This window comes from Paenibacillus sp. HGH0039 (genome assembly GCF_000411255.1).
Taxonomy (GTDB): Bacteria; Bacillota; Bacilli; order Paenibacillales; family NBRC-103111; genus Paenibacillus_F.
This window is the reverse complement of record NZ_KE150413.1, coordinates 679,197-703,310: the sequence shown is the minus strand read 5'-3', so window position 1 is coordinate 703,310 and position 24,114 is coordinate 679,197. Positions and strand designations below refer to the sequence as shown.

Genomic DNA, 24,114 nt, shown 5'->3' with positions numbered 1-24,114 from the left:
TCCCGCTGCGCGATGCGGGCCTGGAAGCTTCTTTGTTCTGGCTTCGGGACTTCTCCCTCAGGGCTGCCCTGCCGGGAGAAGTCCCGAGGAGAAGCCCTTTAACGAAGGAGAACGGGCGTTTCAGACGAAACCCCGGACGAGTTTTCCGTACAGCTCCTCAATCCCTTCTTTCAGCGAATACGAGGCTTTCCAGCCCAGCACCCCGCCGATCTTATCCGCATTGATCCGGTAGGACCTCGGATCGGCGGGTCCCTCCCGTCTGATCTCGACGGGAATCGGCAGTACGGCCGCAACAAGCTCCGCCAGATCCCGGATCCGGATGTTCTGCCCGCCGGAGCCGATGTTGAATATCTCGGCGGTCACCTTCTCCGCAGGAGCTTCCAGCAGACAGCAGACGGCCTCGACGGCATCCTTCAGATGGACGAACGGCCTCCACTGCCCGCCACCGCCCTGGAGAGTGATCGCACCGGTCTGCCACGCCGCCCGGACCATCGCGTTAACGGCGAGATCGAATCTCATTCTCGGAGAGTATCCGTAAAGGATGGCCGGACGCGCCACCGTAACGTCGAACCCTTCCCTGCCGAGAAGAAGAATATCCCGCTCCGACCGGCAGGCCGCTTTGGCGTAAGTCGTCAGCGGGTTCGGAACCGCCTTCTCGTCCGCACCGCGCGGATCGTCCCGGAATCCGTACACGCCGCAGGTGGACATAAACAGATACCGCCCGGCCCCCGCTTCCCTGGATCTCTTCGCAGTCCGGTAACGCGCAAACTGATTGATGTCCAGCGTCTCGTGCGGAGTGATTTCCCCCCTGCGGTCATGGGAAATGGCTGCCAGATCGACCACGGCGTCTACGCCTTCAAGCCCTTCGCCGCTCCATGTTCTCGTATCCGCATAAATCCGGGTTACGCCGGAATGACTAAAGTGCCTGTCCTGGCCCCGGGTATACTTGTCCAAAGCCCGGACTTCATACCCCCGCTTGACCAGCTCGGGCACCAGGCTGCACCCGATATACCCGCCCGCTCCGGTAACAAGGACTCTGCGTACGGCTTTGCTCATACAGGGCCCCCGCAGATGCGTTCGGCCGCTTCCCGGCTCATGCCCTGACCGGTCAGCTTTTTTATAGCTTCTTCCTTCACATGTTCGGAAGATATGCCTAGCCGTTTGATATCCCGTTCCAGCATTCTGCGGTAAACGGAGTAAGCTCTGGGCAGACGCCGTTCAAATTGGCTGACTATCGTATAGTCCAGCAGCAGGACTCTTTCATAGATTTCGTTGTATCGGGCCCGTTCTTCCCCGCTCACCACCTCATAGCCGGGATCCGCAAAAGAACGGTAATAAGAGACCGAACCGATATGCACGACTTCGTCCGACAAAGCGGTCTCGTCTTCATCCAGACATCTTACGCGATGAATGGGATATCCCCGGGAATGTGCCAGGAGCTGATACAGAACCAGCGTGTCCAGATGTCGGGTCACGACCCCGTCCTTCTTTATGATCTGCGCGGGAAATACCGGCGTCCCGTCGCCGTTTTCCGGAAGGATTCGGGCCAGTGTACGTTTATGCGCATCGTCCAGCACGTGGAACGTATCGTACCTTTTGAACGAGGAAAAGGCAGGCGGCGCATCAAGCAGAAACGGACGGGGCGACCACGGTAGACTCCCCCCGTCCAGTTCCCGCATAACCTTCCGGTTAACAAACAGGAAGAACGTCCGGAGAACCCGAAACTCAAAACGCGCCGGAGGGACCGTTCTTTTTCCGTACTCATACGACCACACGCAGTTCATGGAAGCCGAGTGCGGTACGCGGGCCATTTCGCCGAACAGCCGGTCGTTCAAAACGAAACAGTCGATATCCAGCCATCCGAAATCCTCGCTGTTTACGGCCGCCAGGTAATGCCACACCATTCCCTCGTCCACTTTTTCCACGAAACAAAAGAAAGGGCGCCGGAGCTCCTGCCGGACCCAGATTTGCTCTTCTTCGGTAAGTCCCGCCCCGATTAAGACGACCGGAACCGTGTCCGGTACGAATTGAAGCGATTTGGCCGCCCAGTGAAGAAGTCCCGTCGTGAAGAACAAATAATACACGCCGTTCTTATCGGGAATGCTTTCGTAAAAACAGCGGAAATCTTGCAGCAGCTTGTCGTCCAAATGATTCACGCCTTTGCCTCCCCTTCCGTTCTTTTCCGCCTATACAGCTTGTTTCCCATCAGGAGAACATCCAGCTCCGCTTGCAGGAAACAGCGGACGGCCTCCGCCGGAGTCTCCACCATCGGCTCCCCATCCAGATTGAACGAGGTGTTAAGGAGCAGGGAGCAGCCGGTTATGCGCTTGTAGTTTTCCAGAAGAGCGGCCATTTCCGCATTTAATCCGGGAGAGATGGGATGCAGCTGCGGCGGGACCGCCTTACCGGCATCCCCTTCCAGCAGAATGTAACCGAAGGGACGGAAAGCTTCCCGCTTTTTGGCCGAGTTCAGCCGCGAGATGTTTCCGGGAAATCGGGCATCCGCAAGGATGCTCCGGTTGCCCAGCGCCTTCGGCCCAAACTCCGCGCCTCCCCGGAAAACGGCGACCAGACTTCCTTCGGAAAGCAGCCGGGCCGCTTGCTCGTTGACATCCTCGGCCTTCACTTCCTCCAGGAAATCCCCGGCCTTGCGAGCGGCTTCTTCCATGGCTTCCGCCGGATACGGCTTCCCCAGGTATGGAGTGGCCGGGAGAAGCGCTTCTCTGCCGTGCCCGCCCAGCACATAATGGCCGTACAGCGCGCTTCCCGCGGCGGCTCCGGCATCGCCTGCAGCCGGCGGCAGATACAGCCGCTTGAAGGGCGTCTCCCGCAGCAGCCTGTTTACGGCCGCATGATTCAGAAATACGCTGCCGGCCAGGCACAGGTTGTCCGAGCCCGTCCGCTTATGCAAATACCGGCAGGCATGGATCAATATCCGCTCCAGATGAACCTGCACGGCATAAGCCGCATCCGCCTTCGCCCGGAACAGTTCGCCGCCGCTTTCCGAGCGGCCGAGCTCCGCGCGGATAAGACTCCGGAGCTCGTTCATCTGCCCGAGAGTTTGGGTGAAACCGCCCTCGTCGTCCAGAGAATAGAGGGAGTGGAACGGCTCCACCAGCCGGGCGGTTCCATAAGCGGAGACGGCCAGCGTCTTCTCGTCGTACATCGGCCCGAACCCGATTTCCTCCGTCACGGCCAAGTAGAAGAGGCCTGCGGAGTTGGATACATTGCGGAAATCGCCGCTCTCCCGGCCCGTCACCTTTCGGATTTCCCGGATTTCCGTACCTCCGGCCGCATAGTAAGTAACGGTTTCCACGATCTTGTTCTCCCGGTCCAGGTAACTGCCCCGGCCATCGGCCACGAGTACCGCCGCTTCGGTAAAGGGCGACGGATAGAACGCACTCGCCGCATGAGCGAGATGATGGTTCATCAGCCGGATTCCCGGGACATACCGGGCGTAATACCGGCTTTCGATATTGTCCGCGCCGATGATAAGATCGACTTCTTTTTCGGTCACGCCCGCGTAATCCAGACAGTACCGGGCCGCTTTGCAGCGGAAGGTCGAGGCATCGACGAAAGCCTGCTTGGAGCGGGACAGCCTCTCTTCCTCGATCGCGCATACGATTTTTCCGTTATGCAACAGACAAGCGGAAAAATCGTGGATGGAACCTCCCAATCCCAATATGAGCATCGTTATTCACGCCTTTACGCCAGTTTAGATCGTGCGGAACAATTTCTTATGCCGCTGCACGAGCCGGACCTCCCTGCACAGCCGCTCGGCATCTTCCCGGCTGCGGATGTCGTAAATACCCGCCGGTTCCTGCTCGTTGGGGTCCCGGTAATGGTAGAGCACGTCGCGGGGAACGTCCCACGGGTTCAGCTCCTTCCACGCCGCCTCCTTTTCCCGGTCGCTCAGGGCACTCATGCCGATCCGGCGGGGATACGGGCCTTCATGGGCGTAGCCGCCATGATTCCGCAGCCGGATGCGCATCCCGTTGATATAAGCCACCGATATGCCTTTGCGGAGGGCGAAATTGAGCGCCTCATGGATCGTATTGACGATCGGCTCGCCCCGGTCGTTCAGCGACGTATTGCAAATGACGGGAACGCCGGTCTGCTTCCGAAACTCACCGATGACTCCGTACAGGCGGGGATTCTCCAGACGGCCGATGCTCTGCACGCGGGCGCTTCCGTCCAGATGCAGCACCCCCGGAAGAAGAGGGGCCTTGTCCGGCCTCGCCTTGAACGTATGCAGCATAAACCGCGACGGATAATCCGTCTCGAACCATGCGGCCGTCTCCTCTTCCAGAATGATCGGCGCTACCGGCCTCCACCACTCCCGCTGCTTGACCTCGTTCACCAGGCGCTTCGATTCTTCCGTCCGCGGGTCTCCCAGAAGAGAACGGTGTCCCAGCGCGCGGGGGCCGATTTCCGACTCGCCGTCGAACCACAGGACCAGGCTCCGCTGAATATCCCGCGCCGCCTGCTGTTCGGTCATCGGTTCGGCACGCTCGATAAACGGGGCATAGGCTTCACTCGAAAGAATGTCCGGGAGGGAAGAGTCCGGTTCCCCGAAATAAGCGTGAGCCAGCTTAAAATCGAACGGTTCTCCCCCGAGCTTTTTGTGGAAAGCATAGAGCCCCATCCCAAGCGAAAGCCCGGAATCTCCGACGCATGGAGGCGCGATAAATCCGGCGAACCCGTATTTATTCATCAGATGCCTGTTCGTCGGGCAGTTCAGCGCGAAGCCGCCGGCCAGCGCCAGATAAGTTTCCGACGGATCGATGGAATACGCCTGAAGACTGCGGTCGATATTGGCGTCCATCACCTCCATGGAGACTCGCTGGACGATTTTCATAATCATGCTGATCTTGTTCTCCCGCCGGGAGAAACGGGGATCGAATCCGTTGAACAACCGGCCGGCATCCTCGTCGGTCAACTGCTCGACCCGGTTGACGAGGTCACGGATGCAGTCCGATTCCCACATGTCATGCCGGCCGTCGAGCACGGGAAAGCCGGCCGTCCTCTCCCCGTAGATCTCGCTCGTGCTTGCCGAAGCGAGCGCCATGAGCGTGCCCTCCCGCATCCGGAAATAAAACTTGGCCCAGCCCCAGAGCATACCCGGCGATTCCGCCGGAAACAGGTTAAGCCGGCCTTCGTTTATATAGCCTCCGGTGAAGAAATATTTCTCCGTCCGTTCCCTCGTATCCACGACCCCGTCGGGACCGCCGTCAACGGCAAAACCGAGAATGCGTTTGTTATAAAACAGGTCCGAATCCGCCATAACCGCAGAAAACAGATGGGAAATGCTGTGATAAGAAAGAGTCCGATACTCCTGAACGCTGTGATAATCATCCGTCGTCTGCAAGCCCGGAGTTCCCCATATTTCCACCATGTCCCGGAGCGACAGGCCAAGCGGCCGCAAAAGCTCGTTCAGAACGCGCTTCGCCTGCTCCGCACTATGGAAGGAGACATAGTGCTCCTTAATCCCCGTCACACGCTCCAGCTCCCACAGCCGGATCAGCTTCACCGTTCTGCCGCTCTTCTGAAACAAAGCCGCGTTCTGATCGTGACGGATAATCGTTCCCAGCAAATGATCCAGAGGATCGATGTGCAAATAAGCGGACAAATAATAGCCGTCTTGCATGCTATCCCTCCGTTTCCGATTCCGGTCCGAAAAACTCCTCTTCCAGCATGAGGCAGAGGGTATGGTACATCTTCACGTGGTCCTCCTGGATTTCATCCGTTACGGAAGACGGGGAGGCGAGCACCACATCGCTCCAGGCCCTTATCCGGCCCTCGCCCGCTCCCGTCAGCGCAACGGTCGCGAGTCCCAGCGTCCGGGCGACTTCCATGGCCCGCGCCACGTTGGCCGTCTGTCCGGAAGTGCTGATGCCCAGAAGCACATCGCCCGGATTCCCGTAGCCCAGAACCTGCTGGGCGAAAACGGCATCCGCCGCCAGATCGTTCAGAACGGCCGTGACGAGAGCGGTCTGGCTGACAAGCGAGATGGCGGGCAGCCCGAGCTGAAGCCGGTCCAGACAGGATGGCGCCGGCTCACCCGGAAGGCCTGCCGTATCCGGCAGCCGCCCTTTCAGCCGTCTGAGGGACGCGGCTTCCGGCGGACGCTTCAAGCGGAAGCCCTTCATCAGCTCGCCGACAATATGCTCGGCATCCGAGGCGCTGCCTCCGTTCCCGCATACGAGAAGCTTGCCCCCGCTCCGGAAGCTGCCTTCCATCACGGCAAACGCTTGCTCGAGCGCGGTCCGGCTGCCTTCAAAACGGGCATGCTTCCGAACCAGCGTGTCCAGATGGCGTTTCACCGCTTTTTTCACGGCCGGCACCTCCTTCCTTGCGCTTCTTATAAATCGTCCCGTTCAGGACCAGGTAATCCAGATCAATCCGCAGGAAACAGGAGATGGCGTCGTACGGCGTCTCGACTATCGGCTCTCCGTTGTCGTTGAACGAAGTGTTTAACAGCACGGGGGTTCCGGTCAGGCTCTCGAAATGTACGAGCAGCTCATGGAAGCGGGGATTCAGCCTGCGCGAAACGGTTTGGACCCTGCCGGTCCGGTCCTCGTGACACACCGCCGCCGTCTCCTCTCCTTTGCCCGGCAGGAAAGGAGGAACCAGCAGCATATAATAGGAAGGACAGCCGAGGTCAAAAAAATCGGCCTGTCTCTCCTCCAGAACGGCAGGCGCGAACGGGCGGAAATGCTCCCGGTGCTTGATGCGGGCATTGATCGTATCCTTCATGGCCGCCTGCCTGGGGTCCGCCAGAATACTCCGGTTGCCGAGCGCTCTCGGACCGATTTCCGAGCGGCCCTGAAACCAGCCGACAATACGGCCTTCGGCAAGCAGCTCGGCGGTTTTCCCGGAGACGTCGGCGGCTTCCACTCGTTCGATGCGGTCCTCAAATGCCCCGGCCGCCTTCGCGCACTCGTCCGGCCCGTAGCTTTTGCCCTGATAGGGCGAGAAAGGAATGTTCACTGCCGTGCGGGGCCTGCCGCCGAGTACGTGGAAGCCGTACAGCGCGCTCCCGATAGCGGTACCCGCGTCCCCGGCCGCCGGCTGGACGAAAATATGCTCGAACGGCGTCTGCCGCAATATTTCGTAGTTGGCGACACTGTTGAGAAACACCCCTCCGGCCAGGCACAGATTTCGGCTGCCCGTTACGTTGTACAGATACCGGCAGGCCTTCACAAGGATGCGCTCCATATGATGCTGGACCGCATAAGCCAAATCCGCCTTGGCCTGAAACTTTTCCGGGTCTTCCGCAGCTTCCAGCGTCCGGCGGATATACGTCCGGAGTTCTTTTACCTGATCCAGAGTCTGACGGAAATTACCCTCGTCATCCATCGAGTAGAAGCTTCCGAAAGCGTCGGTATGCCGTGCGGTTCCGTAGGGCGACAGCCCCATCGTTTTGCCTTCCTGCAGCAGCCCGAAGCCGATCTCCGTCGTGACCCGTTCATAGAACCCCCCGACCGAGTTGGACATGTCCGCATCCGTCAGACCGGATTCGGAATCGTGGGCGGCACCGAAATCCAGCGTGTCCGTTCCCGACACTTTCTTGATCTCGGTAAGCTCTGAGCCGTTTCCAAAATAGTAACTGACCGTCTCCCGCTCGGCCGGAAAACACGTGAAGCTGCCTCTTCCGTCCGCAACCAGCACAGCCGCGCTTAGATACGGAGACGGATAAAACCCGCTTGCCGCATGGGCCAAATGATGATTGATCAATTGAATCCTATCCGCGTACTTCATATAGTAGACGGGGTCGATCAGATCGTTTCCCACCACGAGATCGAGCGACCCGGCATCCAAGCCCTCCGCCTGCAGACAGTAATCGGCGGCTCTGCACCGGAACACTTTTCCCCCGAGACCCAGACAATGCTTGACCCGCGCAAGCCTTTCTTCTTCCATCATGCAGCGGACTTCCCCATCGCGGACCAGACAGGCCGAATAATCGTGAATAGAGCCGCCCAAGCCCAGTATGTTCATAAAAACCTCCTTTCGCCCCGCAAAATAGAGCGCAGCCGGGAGGAAGAAGCTTTCTTATCCTCTCCGGCAATCTTGATTTCACAGCCCATTTCGCGGGCGGCCGCCATTTCGGGAAACGTTTTGTCCTTGTAATCCCAGCCTTTGACGAAAAAATCGGGTCGGATGGCTCTCAGCGATTCGCAGCAGTCGTCCTCCCCGAAAATAAACACATGGTCCACGGCCTCAAGAGCGGCTATGATGCCCGCCCTCTGCCCCTCTTCGAAAACCGGCGGACGGCTTTTGATTCTGCGGACGGAAGCATCCGAATTGACGGCTACGACGAGAATATCGCCCATACCGCGGGCGACCTGCAAATAATCCAGATGCCCGATATGAAAAATATCAAAGCAGCCTCCGGCCATGACGACGGTCTTAGTCCTCTCTCCGGCTTTTCCGGTCCTTGCCCGAGCAAGCTCCGCTTTCAATTCCGGCAGTTCTGCCATCTTATTCCTCATCGTTCACCGGACCTTTCTGCCGGATTTATGTATCCAATACGAAACGAGCCGGTGATACGACAAGGAACGGGACGGAACGTGAACGAGGCACATGGGAGAATAGGAAAAGCCCGTAAACCGGTAGGCAAACCCGCGAATCTCGCCAAGCAGCACGACCCCTCCGACATCGAAAGGCGTCTTCCAGATCTCCTCCGCGCTCCGGTAACAAACCGAATCGGACAAAATCTCCTCATCGTCGGTTACGATCAGGACGGATTTATTTTCCGCGTTCCCTTCCGTCATCTCCGTCTCGGACAGGAGCAGAAAATCGGCCAGCCCTTCGTTACCGGAAGCTGCGGAAACGGAATAGCCGTACTCCCGGATCGTCCGGGCCAGTTCCAGACGCAGATTTTCAAGATCCGCTCCGTCCCTCGTCCGGTCCCAGATATACACGATTCTGCTCATCGCCCGCTCACCCACTCTATCCCCTGTCCTTCCAGCGTGTCCTCTACTGTATGAAGTTCCTTTCCGAGCGGGAGTCTTCCCTCCAAAATATCCGTGAGCCTGGCAAATGCCAGCTCCGCCGGGATATCCGCGATATCTGCGCTCCGGGGGACTAGGCTGTAATTGGCTCTCAGTGTCCGGAAGCTGACGTGGGACTCGTCGGACGTGAAAGGAAACTGCAGATGGGGAAAGCTTCTGCCCCAGAGCGTGATATGAGCCACGCCGAGAAAGCCCGCCATGTGCCCGCAGACGCTGTCGATTCCGACTACCGCGTCGAGTTCGCCGATTGCGGCAAACAACCGCTCCACCGGCAGCCGGCTCCAGTCGCTGCACCCTTCCGCCGGATAAGGAAGCGGCGTCAAATTGACCAGCGCGAGTCCCCGTTCCCGGCACAGGGCGATAAACCTCCCGGCTCTGGCTTCGGGCCAGGAGCGCTTCGCGTCCCCGGTGTGGAACTGGATGCCCACGACCTTGCATCCCGCCGCCCGCAGCCCCGCCAGCTCTTCAGCCTGTTCGGCAGGCAGAGGCGGGTAGAAGACGGGAACCGGTTCCGGAAGCGCGTAGGGCCGCTTAAAGCCGAGCGCCGCGCCGAACAGTCCGCTTATGTGCCGCGTAGGAGGCGAAGAAACGGAAACCGGCAGAAGAACGGCTTTGCGGTACAGGGAGGACCGCAGCACCGCCTCGTACACGGCCGGGCTTTCCGGACTCCGGTAAATGCGGCAGCCCTGCAGGAAAGTCCCGAAGAACCACGCCAGCTTCTCCTTGGCTATGAGATGCACCTCATGCCCGAGGCGGGCTTGCTTGTCTATAAATTTCCGCAGCAGGGGAAGCAGAATGACGCCGTCCCCGTATCCGAGAAACCAGTCGGCTATAACGGCCTTCGGTTTGGGCTTGCCGGGAACCGCGGTGCCGACGTCCAGCTTCTCGGCCGATTCGGCCTCCCGGAAGTAGAACGGGAAGCAGAACCGGTCCCTGTAGACGTACAGCTCCGCAGGCTCATACTGCTTGGGAATGTCCCCGATCAGGTGGGCGTAATCCGCCCCGGCCTCCGATCCGGCTCCCATTCCGGTTACGGTTCCTGTCTTGGGCGCATGAAAAACGAAGGCCGTCACAATCCCGCCGGAGTCCGCTGCTGCGGAAAGACATGCGCCGGAATCGGATTCGATCTCTGCACGGCCGCGCTCCCCTTGCAAATACCGTGCAAGAGCCTCCAGCCCGTTACGGTCACGGACGGGCAGCACCGTAAATCCTCCCGCCCGGAACAAGGCGAGATCCGGCATACGCAGACGGATGGCCGCCAGATCGGGCGTTTTCTCCGAAAGGAGCCTCATTACGTCTTCCTCCCGTTCGGCGGCTGTCCATACGAGAATTTTGCTGCGGGACGCCCGGAGGTAGTCCCTTCTATTTTTCACCTGCTGCCGAAAAGCTTCGTCCGCCATAACTCCACCTCCTCACGGGCGCCTGTCGTCCCTTTGTTTCAATTGTCCGATAAATGCGGTCAATTCCCGGGTGCTCACCGTCGAGGTATACCCCTTGGAAACCGAAACGGCAGCCGACGCATTGCTCAGCATAAAGCTCTCTTCCAGCGGCAGACCGTGAGCAATCCCGACCGCAAAAGCCGCGAGGAAAGAGTCTCCCGCACCCACCTCGCAAGCCGGCTCCTTGCAATAGGCAGGAACATGGCGGATTTCTTCTGCGGTAATCAGATAGCTGCCCGCCTCCGCCGCCTTTAGAACGAGGGCGCCGATCTCCCATTCGGCCAGCTTTCCTCGGGCGTACCGCGCCGCCTCCGCCGGATTTGCACAGCTGCACGAGGTCAGCTTGTTGAACTCGGCGAGGTTCGGGAACAGCACGGAGGCGTGCGCGTAGCGCCGTATGTTCTCCCCGGCCGGATCGACGAGAACCGGGATGCCTTTGTCCGCCGCCCGGCGAATATAACCGGCGATCAGGGAATCCGGCAGCACGCCTTTGCCCAGGTCGGACAGCACGGCGCAGTTGACGGCGGGCAAGCTGTCCGCATGCTTCAGCAAAAGCCCCGCAACCGATGCGGACAACGGCGTATTGTCCTCCCTGTCCACGCGGAGCAGCCGCCCGTTTCCGTCCGACAACCGGGTTTTCAGCGTCGTTTGTCTGCCGGTCTCCCCGATCAGGCCGCCAGAATCAATCCGGTCCCCGGCCAGGCTGCGCAGCTTGTCCGCCTCCGTATCGGTGCCGAGCGCGCCGAGAATGGCCGCGTTCCCGTCCAATGCCGCGATATTCAAGGAGACGTTCAGGGCATTCCCCGGAAAAAACAGGCTCGGTCCTTTACGCAGGACGACACAGTGTTCGTTGGCGGAATAATCCCGGGTACAAGCCGTGTATTCATCAAGCAGAATATCGCCGAGAACGATCGTGGTTCCCGGCGGCTTGCGCCCCAGGCGGTTCAGCAGCTTCTCTTTGCAGCTCGGTTCCAATCCATCACCTTCTCTTCTGTTCGGAAAAAGCCGCTTGTTGCAGCCAAAGCCAAATCAGTTCTTCTATACGTCCAGTGTAAGAAGCACGGAGTCGGAGCACTCGGCTTTTTAAGGACGATTCACCGGTAAAGTGCCGCCGGCTTCATCCAATAGCGCTCTGAATTCCTCCGAAGCGAGGGTCAGCTCCCGGAAGGTGCCCTGGGCTTCAATTTCCCCGTCCTTCATAACGATAATATGGTCGGCCCGCCGCAGCGCCTCTCTCCGGTGAGAAACGACCAGGCAGGTCGCTTCCTCGCGGGCGTTCAGACGCTCCCACAGCCTGCTTTCCGTCTCGGCGTCCAGGGCGCTCGACATGTCGTCGACGACAAGAACCTCGCTGTCGCGGACAAACATCCGGGCGGCGGCGGAGCGCTGGATTTGACCGTTCGACAATTTCACGCCGCGGACTCCGACCGCCGTATCGAGCCCGTTTTCCAGCAGACGTACATCTTCTTCCAGCACGGCGTCATAAACGGCTTGCTCCAAGCCCTCTTCAGGCAGGCCGAGCAAAATATTTTCCCTCAGCGTTCCGTTGTACAGCTTAGGCACTTGAGGCGTATAAGCGGTGCGCGGAGGGATAAAAAATTCTCCCGGGTTCGCGATCCGTCGGTTATTCCAGCGGATCTCTCCGGCCCCCGCCGGCAGCAGACCCAGTATCGTTCTGAGCAGCGTCGTTTTACCCGAGCCGACTCGTCCTACGATGACGACAAAAGAACCGCGGGAGATCTGAAGATCGATCCGCTTGATTCCTTTGGAGCTGCCGGGGTAAAAATAGGTCAGGGATTTCGTCTGAAGCTGTTTGAACTGTCTAGATTCCGAAACGGCAGGCGGCGGGGCGGCCGGGGGCGTCTCCGCCAGATCCAGGGGCTTGAAGTCGATCATCCTGTCCAGGGACGAACCCTGCAGCAGCCAGTTCAGGCGCCTTAGATATCCTTTTACCTGCTTGATCTGAGTGATGCTGGTTCCGCTGTACTCAATAAACTTGCTCATGTGCAGCAGCAGATGAACGAACAAAGCGTAATCTCCGACGGTAAACTCCCCCGGTCCAAGCAGGCGTGCACCGGCCAACAGAAGGATGCCCGATCCGATCTGGACCAGATTCGGCAGCAGCGCGTACATGAGCTGGCTCATGACTCTATCGCGGGAAACCTGCTTTCGCCGTTCATCGGAAAGACGCGAGAATTCTTCCACTACACTGTCCTCGGCTCCGGCTGCTTTGACCGCCAGCACCGATTGGAATACCTCGCTCATAAAGCCGGACAATTCCCGCCGCCCGTTGCCCTTCGGCCGGAGCCGGACGTTCATCCGGATGATGATCGTCTGCACGAGAGCAAATACGGCAATCAGCGGAAGAATGACGCCCAGCGTTACCGGTACGTTTACCGCGAGTAACACGGCCAGTGCCGTAAAGAAAAAGACCGTTTTGACAACGAGAAGGTTCACGTTCCTTATCGTATCGGCCAGTTGATCCACATCGTCCCGGAACTGGCTGACGGCCTCGCCCGGCGACCCCGGAATAGCTCTTGCTCCCGGCTGGCCGAGGATGTGATTCAGCAGATTTTGGCGGATAAGTCCCTTGATGCGGAAATTAAGCGCGGTTTCGGTGCGGGACGCAAACCGGATCGATCCCAGCGTTGCGGCCGCATTGACAGCCAGCAGGGCCACGACGAACCAGGTGACGTCGGACGATGCCGAATGACCCGTAAGCTGGTCGAAAAACACTTTCATCAGAAGGCCGGCGGCAACCGGAGCCAGGTTAAAGGGAAGCCATTGAAAGATACCCTTCCAAAACAATCCGGGATGGTAAGCGGCCATCCTCCATAAAAACTGCCTCGTGTTCATATAGTCTCCTTTCCGGATGCTTGTCTTAGTAGCCGGGAATAACGGGAACCCGGCTGTTCCGTCAATGCTTGACGGCTCCCCTGTTCCGCGATCCGGCCTCCGTCCATCACGAGAATGCGGTCCACGCCGCGCAGCGTGTTCAGCCGATGCGCGATGACGATGGCCGTTCTGCCTTGCAGGAGCCGGTTTGTGGCCTGCTGTACTTTTTCCTCGGTAGAAGGGTCCAGCCTGGAAGAAGCTTCGTCCAGAATGACCAGCGAAGGATTCCGCAGAAAAATGCGGGCAAGAGCGAGCAGTTGGGCCTCGCCTGCGGATAATCCTTCTCCCTGCGCCCAGATCTCCGTATCCAGTCCCGAGGGCAGCGCGCGATACCAGCCCCCGAGCCCCAATTGATCCAATACTTCCACAATCCGTTCGTCCGGGATGTGCGGGGCGAAGAAAGTGACGTTATCCCGGACACTTCCGCTCAAAATCCGCACCTCCTGCGTTACGAGACCGACGCGCTCGCGAAGCTGCTCCAGCCGGACCCGGCGTATATCCGTTCCCCCCAGCAGAACAGCGCCCTCTGCGGGATCATACAGCCGCAGAAGCAGGCGGATCACGGAAGTTTTGCCGCTGCCCGTCCTGCCGACGATGCCGAGCGACTGGCCCGCTTGCAGGCTGAACGTAAGGTCCGAAAGAACGCTGCCGGATTCGCCTCCGTAGCCGAATGTCACTCCCCGGAAGTCCACCGAGAGTGGACCTTCCCTGAGCGGCGCTTCCTCCCCCGGCTCAGGGTCCCGGATAACCGGAACCTCGGCCAGCAGTCCGCCGATCCTTTCCAGATGGGCCTCGGCCCGCTGTAAATTTCCGATCAGATCCCGGATCTGATCAAGCGGCCCCGCAAGAAGGCCCATATAAAACAGCATCATGTACAAAGTCCCCACGGTGATCAAATGGCCGGTCCATAAATAAGTGCCCAGCGCCAGGACCAGAACGGTTCCCAGACCCAGAATGACGGTGGAAGCCGCCCACATTAGGGAAAAACCGAATCCGGCCCGCATATGCCTCGGGAACCACTGCCGCAGCATCCGTCTGAACTTATCCATGGTGTAGGCTTCGGCTCCGCTGGAGCGTGTATCTTCGGTATGAGACAACTGGTCCCCCAGATAAGCGTAGAAATCCGCGCCCGCTTCCCCCACCCGCACCCAGAACGGAAGCGTCCATTCCCGGATCCGGCCGAACGTAAGCAAAGCGGCTGCGACAAATAACGTCATAGCGGACCCCATCCAACTGTTTTCGTAAAAAAGGACGGCCAGCACCCCGGCGATAAGACCGATATTGCCGCACAACGAAACCGTCAGCATGGCGAAAAACCCGGACAATCCTCTCACGTCGCCGTCTATGCGCTCGATCAGCTCGCCGGCCGGATGCGCCTGAAAAAAAGAACCGTCCTGCCTCAAACAGTGCTCCAGCAGGTCCGCCCTGAGCCGGTTCGCCGCCGTCCAGCCGATCCATTCCCCCGCGTAGTCTGCGGCGATCGTGGCGAGCAGTTGGACCAAAGCCAGCCCGGCAAACCATACGGCCAGCCCGGCTATGCCCGAAGCGGGAGAGGACAATCCCGTATCGATCAGCACGCGCAGCACTTGAGGATTGACCAGCTGCAGGCCGATATTCAGGGCGACCAGGGCGCAAAGGGCCAGAACGGGCCCACGCAGCGCAGCCAGATAGGTGCTAAGCAGCTTGTAATAGCGGAGCACCGGAACCTTGGGTAACGATAAAAAGGCCACTCGGCTTTTCCTCCTTGCAGGATCAGATTTCACGGCAAGTCTTACGGCTGCTCCCATAAGCGCCGCATTTCACCGGAGGATCGCAGAAGTTCATCCAGGGTGCCCTGCTCCTCAACAGCGCCGTCTTTCAAGACGACGATATGATCCGCTCTCTCGAAAGCGGCCCTGCGGTGGGACACGACCAGGAAGGTCGTATCCCGGAGCCGATCCAGCCGCTTCCACAGCTCGTTTTCCGTCCGGGCGTCCAAGGCGCTGGACAAGTCGTCCAGGACGAGGAGGCTGCTCTTCCGGGCAAACATCCGGGCCGCCGCCGTCCGCTGAATCTGCCCTCCGGACAGCTTGACCCCCTTCACGCCGACAATCGTCCGGAGACCTTTTTCCAGCTGACTGACGTCCTTTTCCAGCACAGCTTGATAGACCACCTCCCCGAGCCGTTCTTCGGCCAAGCCGAGCAGAATGTTTTCCTTCAGAGAACCGTTAAAAAGGCCCGGCACCTGCGGGGTGTAAGCGGCTCGAGGCGGCGTGAAAAACCGGTCCGGCTCTTCCACTTTCTCCAGGTTCCAGCGTATTTCTCCCGCATCCGCAGGCAGTAAGCCGAGCAGCGTCCGCAGCAGCGTCGTTTTGCCCGAGCCGTTCCGCCCCGTAACGACCACGAACGATCCCCCGGGAATATGGAGGTCTATATTCCGGATTCCCTTGCCCGTGCCGCCGTGAAGGTAAGTCAGCCCTCTGGTCTCCAGCAGCTGCAGCCGGCTTGGAGAAGCGGGAAGCCCGGGAGACGGCGTCGGAACTTCTTCCTTCAGCTCCAGCGTCCTTCGCGCGAGCAGCGTATCGGGCGATGCTTCCTGCAGAAGATGGAGGAGTCTGTTTACGGACACACATGCCTGCCTGTAGGTTTTCAAGAGATAGCCGGCGTACTGGACAAACCCCGTCAACACTCCGATATAGGCGACAAACAGGGCGAAGTTCCCCACGGTCAGCTCCCCTTTTCCCGAAAGAAAAGCGGCCGCCAGCAGAATGAAACCCGTTCCGGTCTGCGTGGTGTTCGTCAAAAAAGCGGAGACGGACCGGTCCAGCAGCCTTTCTTTCAGAACGGCCCTCATGCGCATCTCTCCGAGAGACCGGAAGCGGCGGCTTACGGACGTTTCCGCATTCTGCAGCCGGATCGCCTGGGCCGCGCCGCAGACCTCTCCGATAAAGCCCGATATCCCGCTTTCGGCTTTCCGGGAAGCTTCCCGTCTTTTTTGCAGAGAAGCCGCCGCCAGTTGGCCGAGACTTAACATAAACACAAGCGGTAAAAAAACAAGCAGCGTGATGCCGGGGGAAGCCGACCATAAAATTCCGCCCGCCGCCGCCGCAAACAGGGCTTTGACGGGCAGCAGGTTGTACAAACGCAGCAGATCGGCCAGCTCTTCCACATCGTCCCGGAACGTCGAGACGGCTTCGCCCGTTGTGTAAGGGAGGGACCTGGCTCCCGGCCGCTTGAGAATATGCTCCAGCAAATTTTGCCGGATCAGGCTCTTGACGCGGAAGTTCAGCTCCGTTTCCGTCCGGGTCCCCCACACAATGGACCCCGCCGAAGCCAGCGCGTTCACGGCCAGCAGCGCGATGACAAACCACGCCCCGCCGGCCTCTTCCCCGGTGCCTGCCAGTTTGTCGAAAACCAGCTTGACCAGCAGCCCCGCGATTAGGGGCGACAAATTGAACGGCAGCCAGATCGCGGCCCCCTTCCAGAAAAGCCGGGGATGGCAGGCGGACAATCTCCACATCAGCCGAAGCGGGCTCATACCGTCCGGTTGCGCAGGCTTTGACGCAGCAGCCGCGAATAGCGCGAATCCGGATCTTCCAACAGCGCCCCCTGCAGGCCGTTCTCCGCAATCCGTCCGCTGTCCACCACCAAAATCCGATCCACATGCCGGAGCGTACTCAGCCTGTGGGCGATAAGGATAGCCGTTCTTCCCCGGAGCAGCTTCCTTACGGCGCGGTCTAGCTTCTCCTCCGTCGCCGGGTCGAGACGGGACGAAGCTTCATCCAGGATAATCAGACCGGGGTCCTTGAGAAAAACGCGTGCGAACGCCAGCAGCTGCGCCTCGCCTGCGGACAGTCCGCCTCCGCCGGCTTCGAGCTGCGTATCCAAGCCTTGAGGAAGCGCCTGGAACCAGTTGTCCAGGCTTAATTCGGTAAGCAGGCTGACGATTTTCCCATCCGGGATGCTTTGGTTAAAGAAGGTCAAATTGTCCCGGACCGTGCCTTTAAAAATTTGCACGTCCTGCGTGACGATGCCCACTCGCTCCCTCAGCCCGGACAGCTTTACGCGGCTGATGTCGGTCCCGCCCAGAGAAACAGTGCCCGACTGGGGATCGTAAAGGCGCAAAAGCAGCCTCGCGATCGAGGTTTTGCCGCTCCCCGTGCGGCCCACTATGCCGAGCGATTCGCCCGCTTCCAGCTTGAACCCGATCCCATGCAGCACAGGCTCGCCGGGCGTATAGCCGAATGAGACGCTGCTGAATTCGACGGAAAGCGCGCCGCTCTGCAGGGTGTCTCCTCCTTCCGCGGGGTCGCCCACCGACGGCCGGATTTCGAACAGCTGCCGGATTCGTTCGATATTGGCGGAAGCCCGCTGCAGGGCACCCAGCTCCAGCCGGATGGTATCGATAGGCCCGACCAGCATAACCGTGTACATCATGATCATGTAGACGGTACCGGGACCTGCCGCACCGGCATGCCACAGCCAAGAACTGACGCCGAATGTGAGGATGGTGCTTAAACCTAGCAGCAGCATGGAACTCATCCACATGACGGAGAACGCCCGGCCTGCCTCCATATGAACAGGCAGCCACTGATTCAGAAGCGCTTTAAACTTCCGCATCACGTACCCCGAAGCTCCGCTCGAACGGGTATCTTCCGTATTCGTCAGCTGTTCGCCGATAAAACCGAAGAAAGCGGAGGACGTTTCACCGACGCGGACCCAATGCGGAAGCGCGTAATCGCGAAGGAGATAATACACAAGTGCCGCGCCGGCCACAAACAAAGTCATGACGGCTCCGATACTCCAGTGGATGTTGTAAAGAACGATGAGGGTGACGCCTAAAAGCATCAGGTTGTTCGTGAACCGGACCACAAATTTATAAAAGAACTCAGCCAGCCCGTTGACTGCTCCGTCTACACGATCCAGCAGTTCTCCCGGGCTGTACTGGTGGAAGAAAGCGATGTCCTGCCCCAGACAATGCCGCATCAGCCGGCTGCGGAGCTTGTTGGCGGCCGACCAGCCGACATGTTCTCCGACATAGTCGGAAGCCAGCGAGAGAATCTGATAACACACGCCCAGCAGAATGAAAAGAAAAATGAACTTTTCCGCGGGCTCCGGAGAATTCAGTGAATCGAAGTACTTCATTAACAGCCAGGGAATGGTAAGCTGTACGGCGATATTGGCGGCCAGCAGCAGCGTCAACAGAGCGAAGCGGCTCTTGTGCTGTTTCAGATAAGGGCCGACCAGGCGAAAATAAGGGAGGATCGGTAGCTTAGTCCACATGTCCGTCTATTTTCTTCCTTTCTTGACTGAATTTCGAACTTTGATTCTTCAGAACATCCAGAGACAGACGTACGGCTTCACCCGGGGGACAGGAGACCTCGTCCATTTCCAGGGTCAGAAAACCCGAGAAGTCATGCCCGGCCAGGTCCTGCAAGAGAGAAGAAAGATCAAGCATCCCGCTTCCCAGCTCCGTAAAAACGGTTTTCCGGCTGCCCGGCCGGGCGCTCCTTGGATCGCCCTCTGCAGGACGGGCGTCCTTCACATGCAGAGCCGTTATTCTCGGGCCGTACCGCTCAAGCAGGTCCCGCATCGCGATACCGGCTTCATGAAGATGCCCCACATCCGGGACCAGCCCGAGATCGTCGGGTGCCCGCTCCATGACGTAATCGATTTCCTCCCGCGTGTAAATGCAGTGGGAAATGTGCGGATGAATGTCCGCGGCTACTCCGTAAAAGCTGTACCGCTTGTGAATTTCGGTCACCATGGCCATCATGCGGTGCCGGTCTTCCTCGGTCCAGCTCCGTTTCAGCCGAATTCCGGGGCCCAGAATTACCCGGCCGATTCCGGCCGACTCCAGCATTCTCGCCAGCCGGTCATGGTGAAGATAGATTTCCCGGCGCCGGTTCCAGCCCGCGAAATGCCCGAATTCGAACACACCGGACACGCTGTGGCCCGTTTCGTTCAGCAGCTCCCGCCATCGGTTGATTTCCCGTTCAAAAGGCAGAAGCAGCCGGCTGCCGATTTCTACATAGGCTACATCCAGCGCGGCCAGTTCCTTCAGGCCGGTCCGGTAGGCCTCCCCCCACGGAGTGAGCTGGCAAGAAACTTTCGAACGATGGAAAATCTGTGTCATCTTCACGCACCTTCATTGTCTTTGTGAGTTTCCGCGGTATAGTTTGCCATCCAGGTTCGCCGTATAGGTTTATTGTAGGTTTCCGTCGCCCCGTCTTCTCGGGTTTCCATGCGTAATGCTGCGGGATTAAGCTGTACGGCCGTCAGAGAACGCAAAAAAACCGGCCCCTTCCGGGTACCGGTTTGCCTGTCGCGTTTTTTTAAGCCTCCTTCAATTGTAAAACGCCGATAAAATTATGGTTAATGTCGTAAAATTTCAGAAACTTGGCAAAGCCGCCGTCATCGAAGCTGACGATTCTAACCTGCTCTTCTTCCAGCCTGCGGGCAAGGAGATCGATTTCGTTGCTTTTGAAGAAGATGACCGGCATGGTCTCTCCGTCTTTGTCAAAATGTGCGGAAGAATAGTCGCTGGACTGCCACAGCATTAAATTCGGACCGTTCTCCAGTTTCAGCATCGCACATTCCCCGTAGTTATCGAGCAGCGTGCAGCCGAACATTTTCCCATACCACTCAATGGACTGCTTCAGGTTAGAGACAGGCAGTTGAACATGATCTATTCCGGTCAAAGTCTGGGTCACGGGATCAGCTCCTTGATCATTTTAGGAACACACTTCCATAATTGGATAAAGCTATTTACATCTTACCTTTGCGACTGTCCGAGCGTCAAGAAATAACGGGCGCGCTCCACGGCAAAAAAGCCTGCTGGCTGCCTCCGGCGGAGACACTTCAACAGACTGCGGAACATGGTTTAGGCCATGCAGAGCACCACCTGACCGAGCGCATACTCCCCCGAATGGGAGATGCTTATGTAGATGTGAAATCCCAGACGTTTGCGGTCCTCCTCGGCCTTCCCGTGCAGGATAAGTTCAGGTTGACCGGAGGATTTGTTAACTACTTCCAGGTCTTTAAATAAGTACTTCCCGCCCAGTCCGGAACCGGTCGCCTTCAGGAACGCTTCTTTGACGGCCCACCTTGCCGCCAGATGCTGGGCGGGGCTGGTATGCCGATCGCAGTAAGCCCGCTCGCGGTCCGTGAACACCTTCTGAAGGAAGCTCTCCCCCTGCCGCTTCACCGCCTCTTCAAGCTGGGCAATGTTCTGCAAATCCACGCCGATTCCGTAGATCATAGCTCCTCCAGGGCCAGCGCCCTCCGGTTCATAAGCGACATGCACCGCTTGTAGATCTCCCTCGCTCCACCGTAATTACGGCTCCGGATCAGCAAAGCAAGTTCCCCGGCCCGTTCTTTGTAACCGTCTTCGGCTACATACATGGCAAGCTTATACAAATGATCGGCCGTAAACGTCCCCGGCAGGATATACTCCCCCGCTCCCGTTTCCTGCACCTTGCGGGCATTGAACTCCCGCTCCGTATGCGTCGGCAGGATAAGCGACGGAATTCCCTTCATGATGGCGGACAGGCAGCTTCCGTGTCCCCCATGGTGGATAAACAAACGGCAGTTCTCCAGCATATGCGAATTGAAATACGGGATGACCGTGATGTTCCCGGGAAGCCCGGCCTTCGGACGGTCCGGCAGCCCGTCGCTGGCGGCTATAACGACCGCTTCCTCTTTCCCTCCGAATGCCTCCGCAACATGGTTCAGCAGCTGCAAACCCGTAGCGCCGGCGGTATCCTGCAGCCTGCCCGGATAGACGAGGACAAACGGCTCATCCGGAAGACGGGCGCCGGCGGGACCTGCAGCCGGGTATTCGATGGGGCCCACATAACGAACGCCGTTCGTATAGACAGGGTCCATCTCCGGAATGCCCGGGATAAAGTTGAGCGTCCCCGCATTGAGCTGTTCCATGCGCCGGATGTCCGGCAGGCCCAGCCTGTCCAGTACCCGGTTGACGACTGGCGTCACTCTTGGCAGATTACGGGGAGGCCGTCCCCAGTAATGCATGGGCTGACCGTCCGGATGGAAGCAGGCCTGGGTGATCGAGGCAACCGGGATGCCCAGATAACGGGCGGCGATTGCCGTGTGGGGACTCATGTCCGTTATGACCAGATCGGCGTTGAATTTCTCCAGCATGCGGATCCGGTGATGAATCCAGGCCTGAACGAAATCCGGGTCGAGCAGGCCCGCTCCCGCATAGTAATGGTCCAGGTTATAGAAGACCGGACCACCGGCTATCATCCTCTCGGCGGACGGAACGGTCGGATCGTCGTCAGGCAGATGCTTGAAACCTCTGCTTTCAATAAAAGCCGCGCTGCCCTCCCCGTAAATGCTGAAAGCCGCAGTGTGTCCGGAACGCCGGAAATGCTCGGCTACCGGCAAACACCGGAGCACGGGGCCAAGGCCGCCGCTTAAACCGAAAAAGATCCGTTTCGTCATTCCCCATCACTCTCCCGCTTTCTGTAGTTTCTTGTAAAATAGGCAGCCTCCTCCGGCGTTCCCAGCGGAAAGCATCTGTCCGCCTGGTCCGCAACGACGGTATATCCCCGTGCGATCAGCCGGTTGTACAGCGGTGCCACGTAGGTTTCGTCTTCCGCCGTTCCAAGGCGCACCGCTTCCTCCGCCGACTCCAGAAACAGTCCGGCTTTCCGGAAATAGTACAACCCCGTCGTCGCCCGGTTTGAGATCGCCTGCTTCTCCCTGACCTCCGCAACCCGGTCCCGACCGTCTGTCCGCACATAGCTGTAAGCCGGGCTCGTGGAAGCAAACACGGAGATAATCCCGTCGGCCTCGTTTCCTCTCGTGTGGATCGTTCTGCCTATGGAGGATTCCGTATACGTATCGCAATTGTAAATGAGAAGGGGCAGCTCCGGATCGAGGCACGCTTCCGCGCTTAACACCGTCTCCGCCTGTCCTCCCGTAACTTCGGGCAGAGAGCGGATAACGGCATTCCCGCAGCAGCTTCTGATGACCGTCTCCAATTCTCCCTGCTCCAGATGATCTTCCAGACAGACGAACACGATTTTATTCCCGGGAAAATGCGGCGTCAAACTTTCCAGCGCCCATTGCAGCATCGGCTTTCCCGCAACGGGTATGAGCATCTTCGGAACGGATAGGCCCGCATCCCGGAAGCGCTGCCCCCGGCCCGCCATCGGAATTACGATTTGAAGAGGCTTCATCCGATGTTCAGCCGTTCCAGAACCTCGTCCCAACTGCGGTAGGCCAGGGCCAGATCGTCCACGTACACGTCGCCGTAAGGCTTGCCGAAAACAATTTCGTCGTAGGGGATTTCGTAGCGTTCCAGCCAGTCCAGCGTCAGGCCGCCGACCCGGGCAAGAACCTCCCCGACATTGCCCTGGCACGTTTTCATATGACGGGCCGTGTGGATGATAATCCGGTGCCCTTCTTCTTTCAGCCTGCGCAGAGCCTCGACCGAGCCCGGTAAAGGCGTAACATCGGCATACGACTCGCCTTCTTTTTTCAAAGTGCAAATAGTCCCGTCCAAATCCAATACGATCCGCATAGTATTCCTCCATTCTTTGCCTACGGCAATCGTACCAGAGCGGGCCGGACAAGAATCAGATTCCGTTGCGGGATATTAGGCGGTTGTTGATTCATCCTTGCGGACGTCATCGGACGGCCCCGCCGTCCGCCGGTCGAGCCACTGCTGCAGAAGGGCGGTATTATCGGCTTCTTTCTGCTTCACCCGCTCCATTCGGGCCAATATCCGCTCTTCGAAGGCTTGGAATTGATTGCCCGTCGCCGCCCGCATGAGCAAATTAGCCGCCACCATCCAGCTTTGATCGGCTTCCAGATAAGATTCGGCGAGCGCGTGCTCCCCGATAGCTTTAAGAAAATGGTGATGGTGGTACCGGGAGTTGGCGATCTCCCTGAATCCTTCATATAAATAACTGGCTGCCTTAAACTTGACGGAGTCTTCTTCGATCGTCTTCAGGCTTTTTATTTTCCCGCAAATGGGCACGAAAGCGGCGAGACCGGGATAACTGCCGGACGGACAATCGTAGGTGACGGCTCCCTGCATATTCGCCAGGTTGTCTTGGATTACGCTTTTACAGAATGCCGGTGTAAGCTCCTCGGGAGCGGGCCCTTCCGTTTTTTTCAGAAACCACACATACAACCGTTTATAAAACGCGCTGTCCAGCGAAGCGTCGAATACGGCCTGCAGTTCGGACTCTTCGAGAAAGCCGTGATATTCGTAATAATGATCGCAGATTTCGAACGTGCCCTCCCGGTATCCGGTAACCTCCAATGCGTGCGGAAAATGGGTCCTTCTATAAAACCCGCTGTACGGCAAATAAAAAATATCGGATTCGATGATCGCACTCTTCCCGTTCGCAAGAGTCTCTTTCAAAGTCCGCATGTAATCGTCTCCCGCCGAGGATCCCGTCTTATGGAGCCGCGCTCCGAACAGCCCGTACACAAAATCGTCCAGCAGCCGGTAATAGGGGCTGATTTGAAACTCATCCTCATCCTCCGTATCGCGATAAAACAAACCGGCCTGGTTGAACAAATAAATCAGATGGGCATCTTCAACGGGAAGCCGCTTCAGCAGAGCCGCAATATTGACGTAGAAACAATTCAACCGGGTTTCTTTGTATAACGTAAAAGTCATCCGTCGGTCCGTCCTCCTCCGTTAAGCTGTAAATCGGGGTTTTTCCTTGGCCTCGTACCGGCCTCGTAAATGAGAGAAAGAGATAAGCCGGGTTACAGCTTATCTCTTCCGGTCATCGGAGTCTGCC

The 24,114-nt window shown here is 58.5% G+C and carries 21 protein-coding genes; all 21 read right to left on the bottom strand.

The window, feature by feature from the left end:
* Window positions 1-120: 120 nt before the first annotated feature.
* Window positions 121-1,056: an NAD-dependent epimerase/dehydratase family protein gene (locus HMPREF1207_RS17455; RefSeq protein ID WP_009672258.1), complete on the bottom strand. Its 936-nt coding sequence runs from the start codon at window positions 1,054-1,056 to the stop codon at window positions 121-123.
* On the bottom strand, window positions 1,053-2,156 hold the full coding sequence (locus tag HMPREF1207_RS17450; RefSeq protein ID WP_009672220.1) for a hypothetical protein: 1,104 nt from the start codon (window positions 2,154-2,156) through the stop codon (window positions 1,053-1,055). Before HMPREF1207_RS17450 ends, HMPREF1207_RS17455 begins: the two co-directional genes overlap by 4 nt.
* On the bottom strand, window positions 2,153-3,691 hold the full coding sequence (locus tag HMPREF1207_RS17445) for a carbamoyltransferase N-terminal domain-containing protein (protein ID WP_009672034.1): 1,539 nt from the start codon (window positions 3,689-3,691) through the stop codon (window positions 2,153-2,155). The genes HMPREF1207_RS17450 and HMPREF1207_RS17445 overlap by 4 nt, the downstream gene beginning before the upstream one ends.
* Before the next feature lie 24 nt (window positions 3,692-3,715).
* A complete protein-coding gene (locus tag HMPREF1207_RS17440; RefSeq protein WP_009672038.1) occupies window positions 3,716-5,647 on the bottom strand; it encodes a carbamoyltransferase C-terminal domain-containing protein in 1,932 nt (643 codons plus the stop codon).
* Window position 5,648: 1 nt separating this feature from the next.
* Window positions 5,649-6,335: a D-sedoheptulose-7-phosphate isomerase gene (locus HMPREF1207_RS17435; protein ID WP_016423846.1), complete on the bottom strand. Its 687-nt coding sequence runs from the start codon at window positions 6,333-6,335 to the stop codon at window positions 5,649-5,651.
* Window positions 6,277-7,998, bottom strand: a complete 1,722-nt coding sequence (locus tag HMPREF1207_RS17430) for a carbamoyltransferase family protein (RefSeq protein WP_009672232.1) — start codon at window positions 7,996-7,998, stop codon at window positions 6,277-6,279. The genes HMPREF1207_RS17435 and HMPREF1207_RS17430 overlap by 59 nt, the downstream gene beginning before the upstream one ends.
* Complete coding sequence (locus HMPREF1207_RS17425; RefSeq protein WP_009672188.1) at window positions 7,995-8,480, bottom strand: adenylyltransferase/cytidyltransferase family protein; 486 nt, start codon at window positions 8,478-8,480, stop codon at window positions 7,995-7,997. Before HMPREF1207_RS17425 ends, HMPREF1207_RS17430 begins: the two co-directional genes overlap by 4 nt.
* A gap of 15 nt (window positions 8,481-8,495) precedes the next feature.
* Complete coding sequence (locus HMPREF1207_RS17420; RefSeq protein ID WP_016423845.1) at window positions 8,496-8,936, bottom strand: hypothetical protein; 441 nt, start codon at window positions 8,934-8,936, stop codon at window positions 8,496-8,498.
* On the bottom strand, window positions 8,933-10,414 hold the full coding sequence (locus tag HMPREF1207_RS17415; protein WP_009672114.1) for a glycosyltransferase family 9 protein: 1,482 nt from the start codon (window positions 10,412-10,414) through the stop codon (window positions 8,933-8,935). Before HMPREF1207_RS17415 ends, HMPREF1207_RS17420 begins: the two co-directional genes overlap by 4 nt.
* A 12-nt stretch (window positions 10,415-10,426) precedes the next feature.
* The gene (locus HMPREF1207_RS17410) at window positions 10,427-11,428 is read right to left on the bottom strand and encodes a bifunctional heptose 7-phosphate kinase/heptose 1-phosphate adenyltransferase (RefSeq protein ID WP_009672130.1); all 1,002 of its coding nucleotides are present in this window, start codon (window positions 11,426-11,428) and stop codon (window positions 10,427-10,429) included.
* 108 nt (window positions 11,429-11,536) lie between these two features.
* Window positions 11,537-13,309, bottom strand: a complete 1,773-nt coding sequence (locus HMPREF1207_RS17405) for an ATP-binding cassette domain-containing protein (protein WP_009672069.1) — start codon at window positions 13,307-13,309, stop codon at window positions 11,537-11,539.
* Complete coding sequence (locus HMPREF1207_RS17400; RefSeq protein ID WP_009672073.1) at window positions 13,306-15,078, bottom strand: ABC transporter ATP-binding protein; 1,773 nt, start codon at window positions 15,076-15,078, stop codon at window positions 13,306-13,308. The genes HMPREF1207_RS17405 and HMPREF1207_RS17400 overlap by 4 nt, the downstream gene beginning before the upstream one ends.
* Window positions 15,079-15,119: 41 nt before the next feature.
* A complete protein-coding gene (locus tag HMPREF1207_RS17395; protein WP_009672259.1) occupies window positions 15,120-16,847 on the bottom strand; it encodes an ATP-binding cassette domain-containing protein in 1,728 nt (575 codons plus the stop codon).
* A gap of 14 nt (window positions 16,848-16,861) precedes the next feature.
* On the bottom strand, window positions 16,862-18,610 hold the full coding sequence (locus tag HMPREF1207_RS17390) for an ABC transporter ATP-binding protein (protein ID WP_009672152.1): 1,749 nt from the start codon (window positions 18,608-18,610) through the stop codon (window positions 16,862-16,864).
* Complete coding sequence (locus tag HMPREF1207_RS17385) at window positions 18,600-19,463, bottom strand: sugar phosphate isomerase/epimerase family protein (RefSeq protein ID WP_009672044.1); 864 nt, start codon at window positions 19,461-19,463, stop codon at window positions 18,600-18,602. Before HMPREF1207_RS17385 ends, HMPREF1207_RS17390 begins: the two co-directional genes overlap by 11 nt.
* Window positions 19,464-19,662: 199 nt before the next feature.
* Entirely contained in the window at window positions 19,663-20,040 is a 378-nt protein-coding gene (locus tag HMPREF1207_RS17380; RefSeq protein WP_009672264.1) for a VOC family protein, read from the bottom strand.
* A gap of 170 nt (window positions 20,041-20,210) precedes the next feature.
* Window positions 20,211-20,588: a holo-ACP synthase gene (acpS, locus tag HMPREF1207_RS17375; RefSeq protein ID WP_009672201.1), complete on the bottom strand. Its 378-nt coding sequence runs from the start codon at window positions 20,586-20,588 to the stop codon at window positions 20,211-20,213.
* The gene (locus tag HMPREF1207_RS17370) at window positions 20,585-21,793 is read right to left on the bottom strand and encodes a glycosyltransferase (protein ID WP_009672099.1); all 1,209 of its coding nucleotides are present in this window, start codon (window positions 21,791-21,793) and stop codon (window positions 20,585-20,587) included. Before HMPREF1207_RS17370 ends, acpS begins: the two co-directional genes overlap by 4 nt.
* The gene (locus HMPREF1207_RS17365; protein ID WP_009672253.1) at window positions 21,790-22,533 is read right to left on the bottom strand and encodes a glycosyltransferase family 2 protein; all 744 of its coding nucleotides are present in this window, start codon (window positions 22,531-22,533) and stop codon (window positions 21,790-21,792) included. The genes HMPREF1207_RS17370 and HMPREF1207_RS17365 overlap by 4 nt, the downstream gene beginning before the upstream one ends.
* Entirely contained in the window at window positions 22,530-22,877 is a 348-nt protein-coding gene (locus HMPREF1207_RS17360; RefSeq protein ID WP_009672212.1) for a 5' nucleotidase, NT5C type, read from the bottom strand. Before HMPREF1207_RS17360 ends, HMPREF1207_RS17365 begins: the two co-directional genes overlap by 4 nt.
* A gap of 75 nt (window positions 22,878-22,952) precedes the next feature.
* Entirely contained in the window at window positions 22,953-23,987 is a 1,035-nt protein-coding gene (locus tag HMPREF1207_RS17355; protein ID WP_009672026.1) for a BtrH N-terminal domain-containing protein, read from the bottom strand.
* Between the last annotated feature and the right edge of the window lie 127 nt (window positions 23,988-24,114).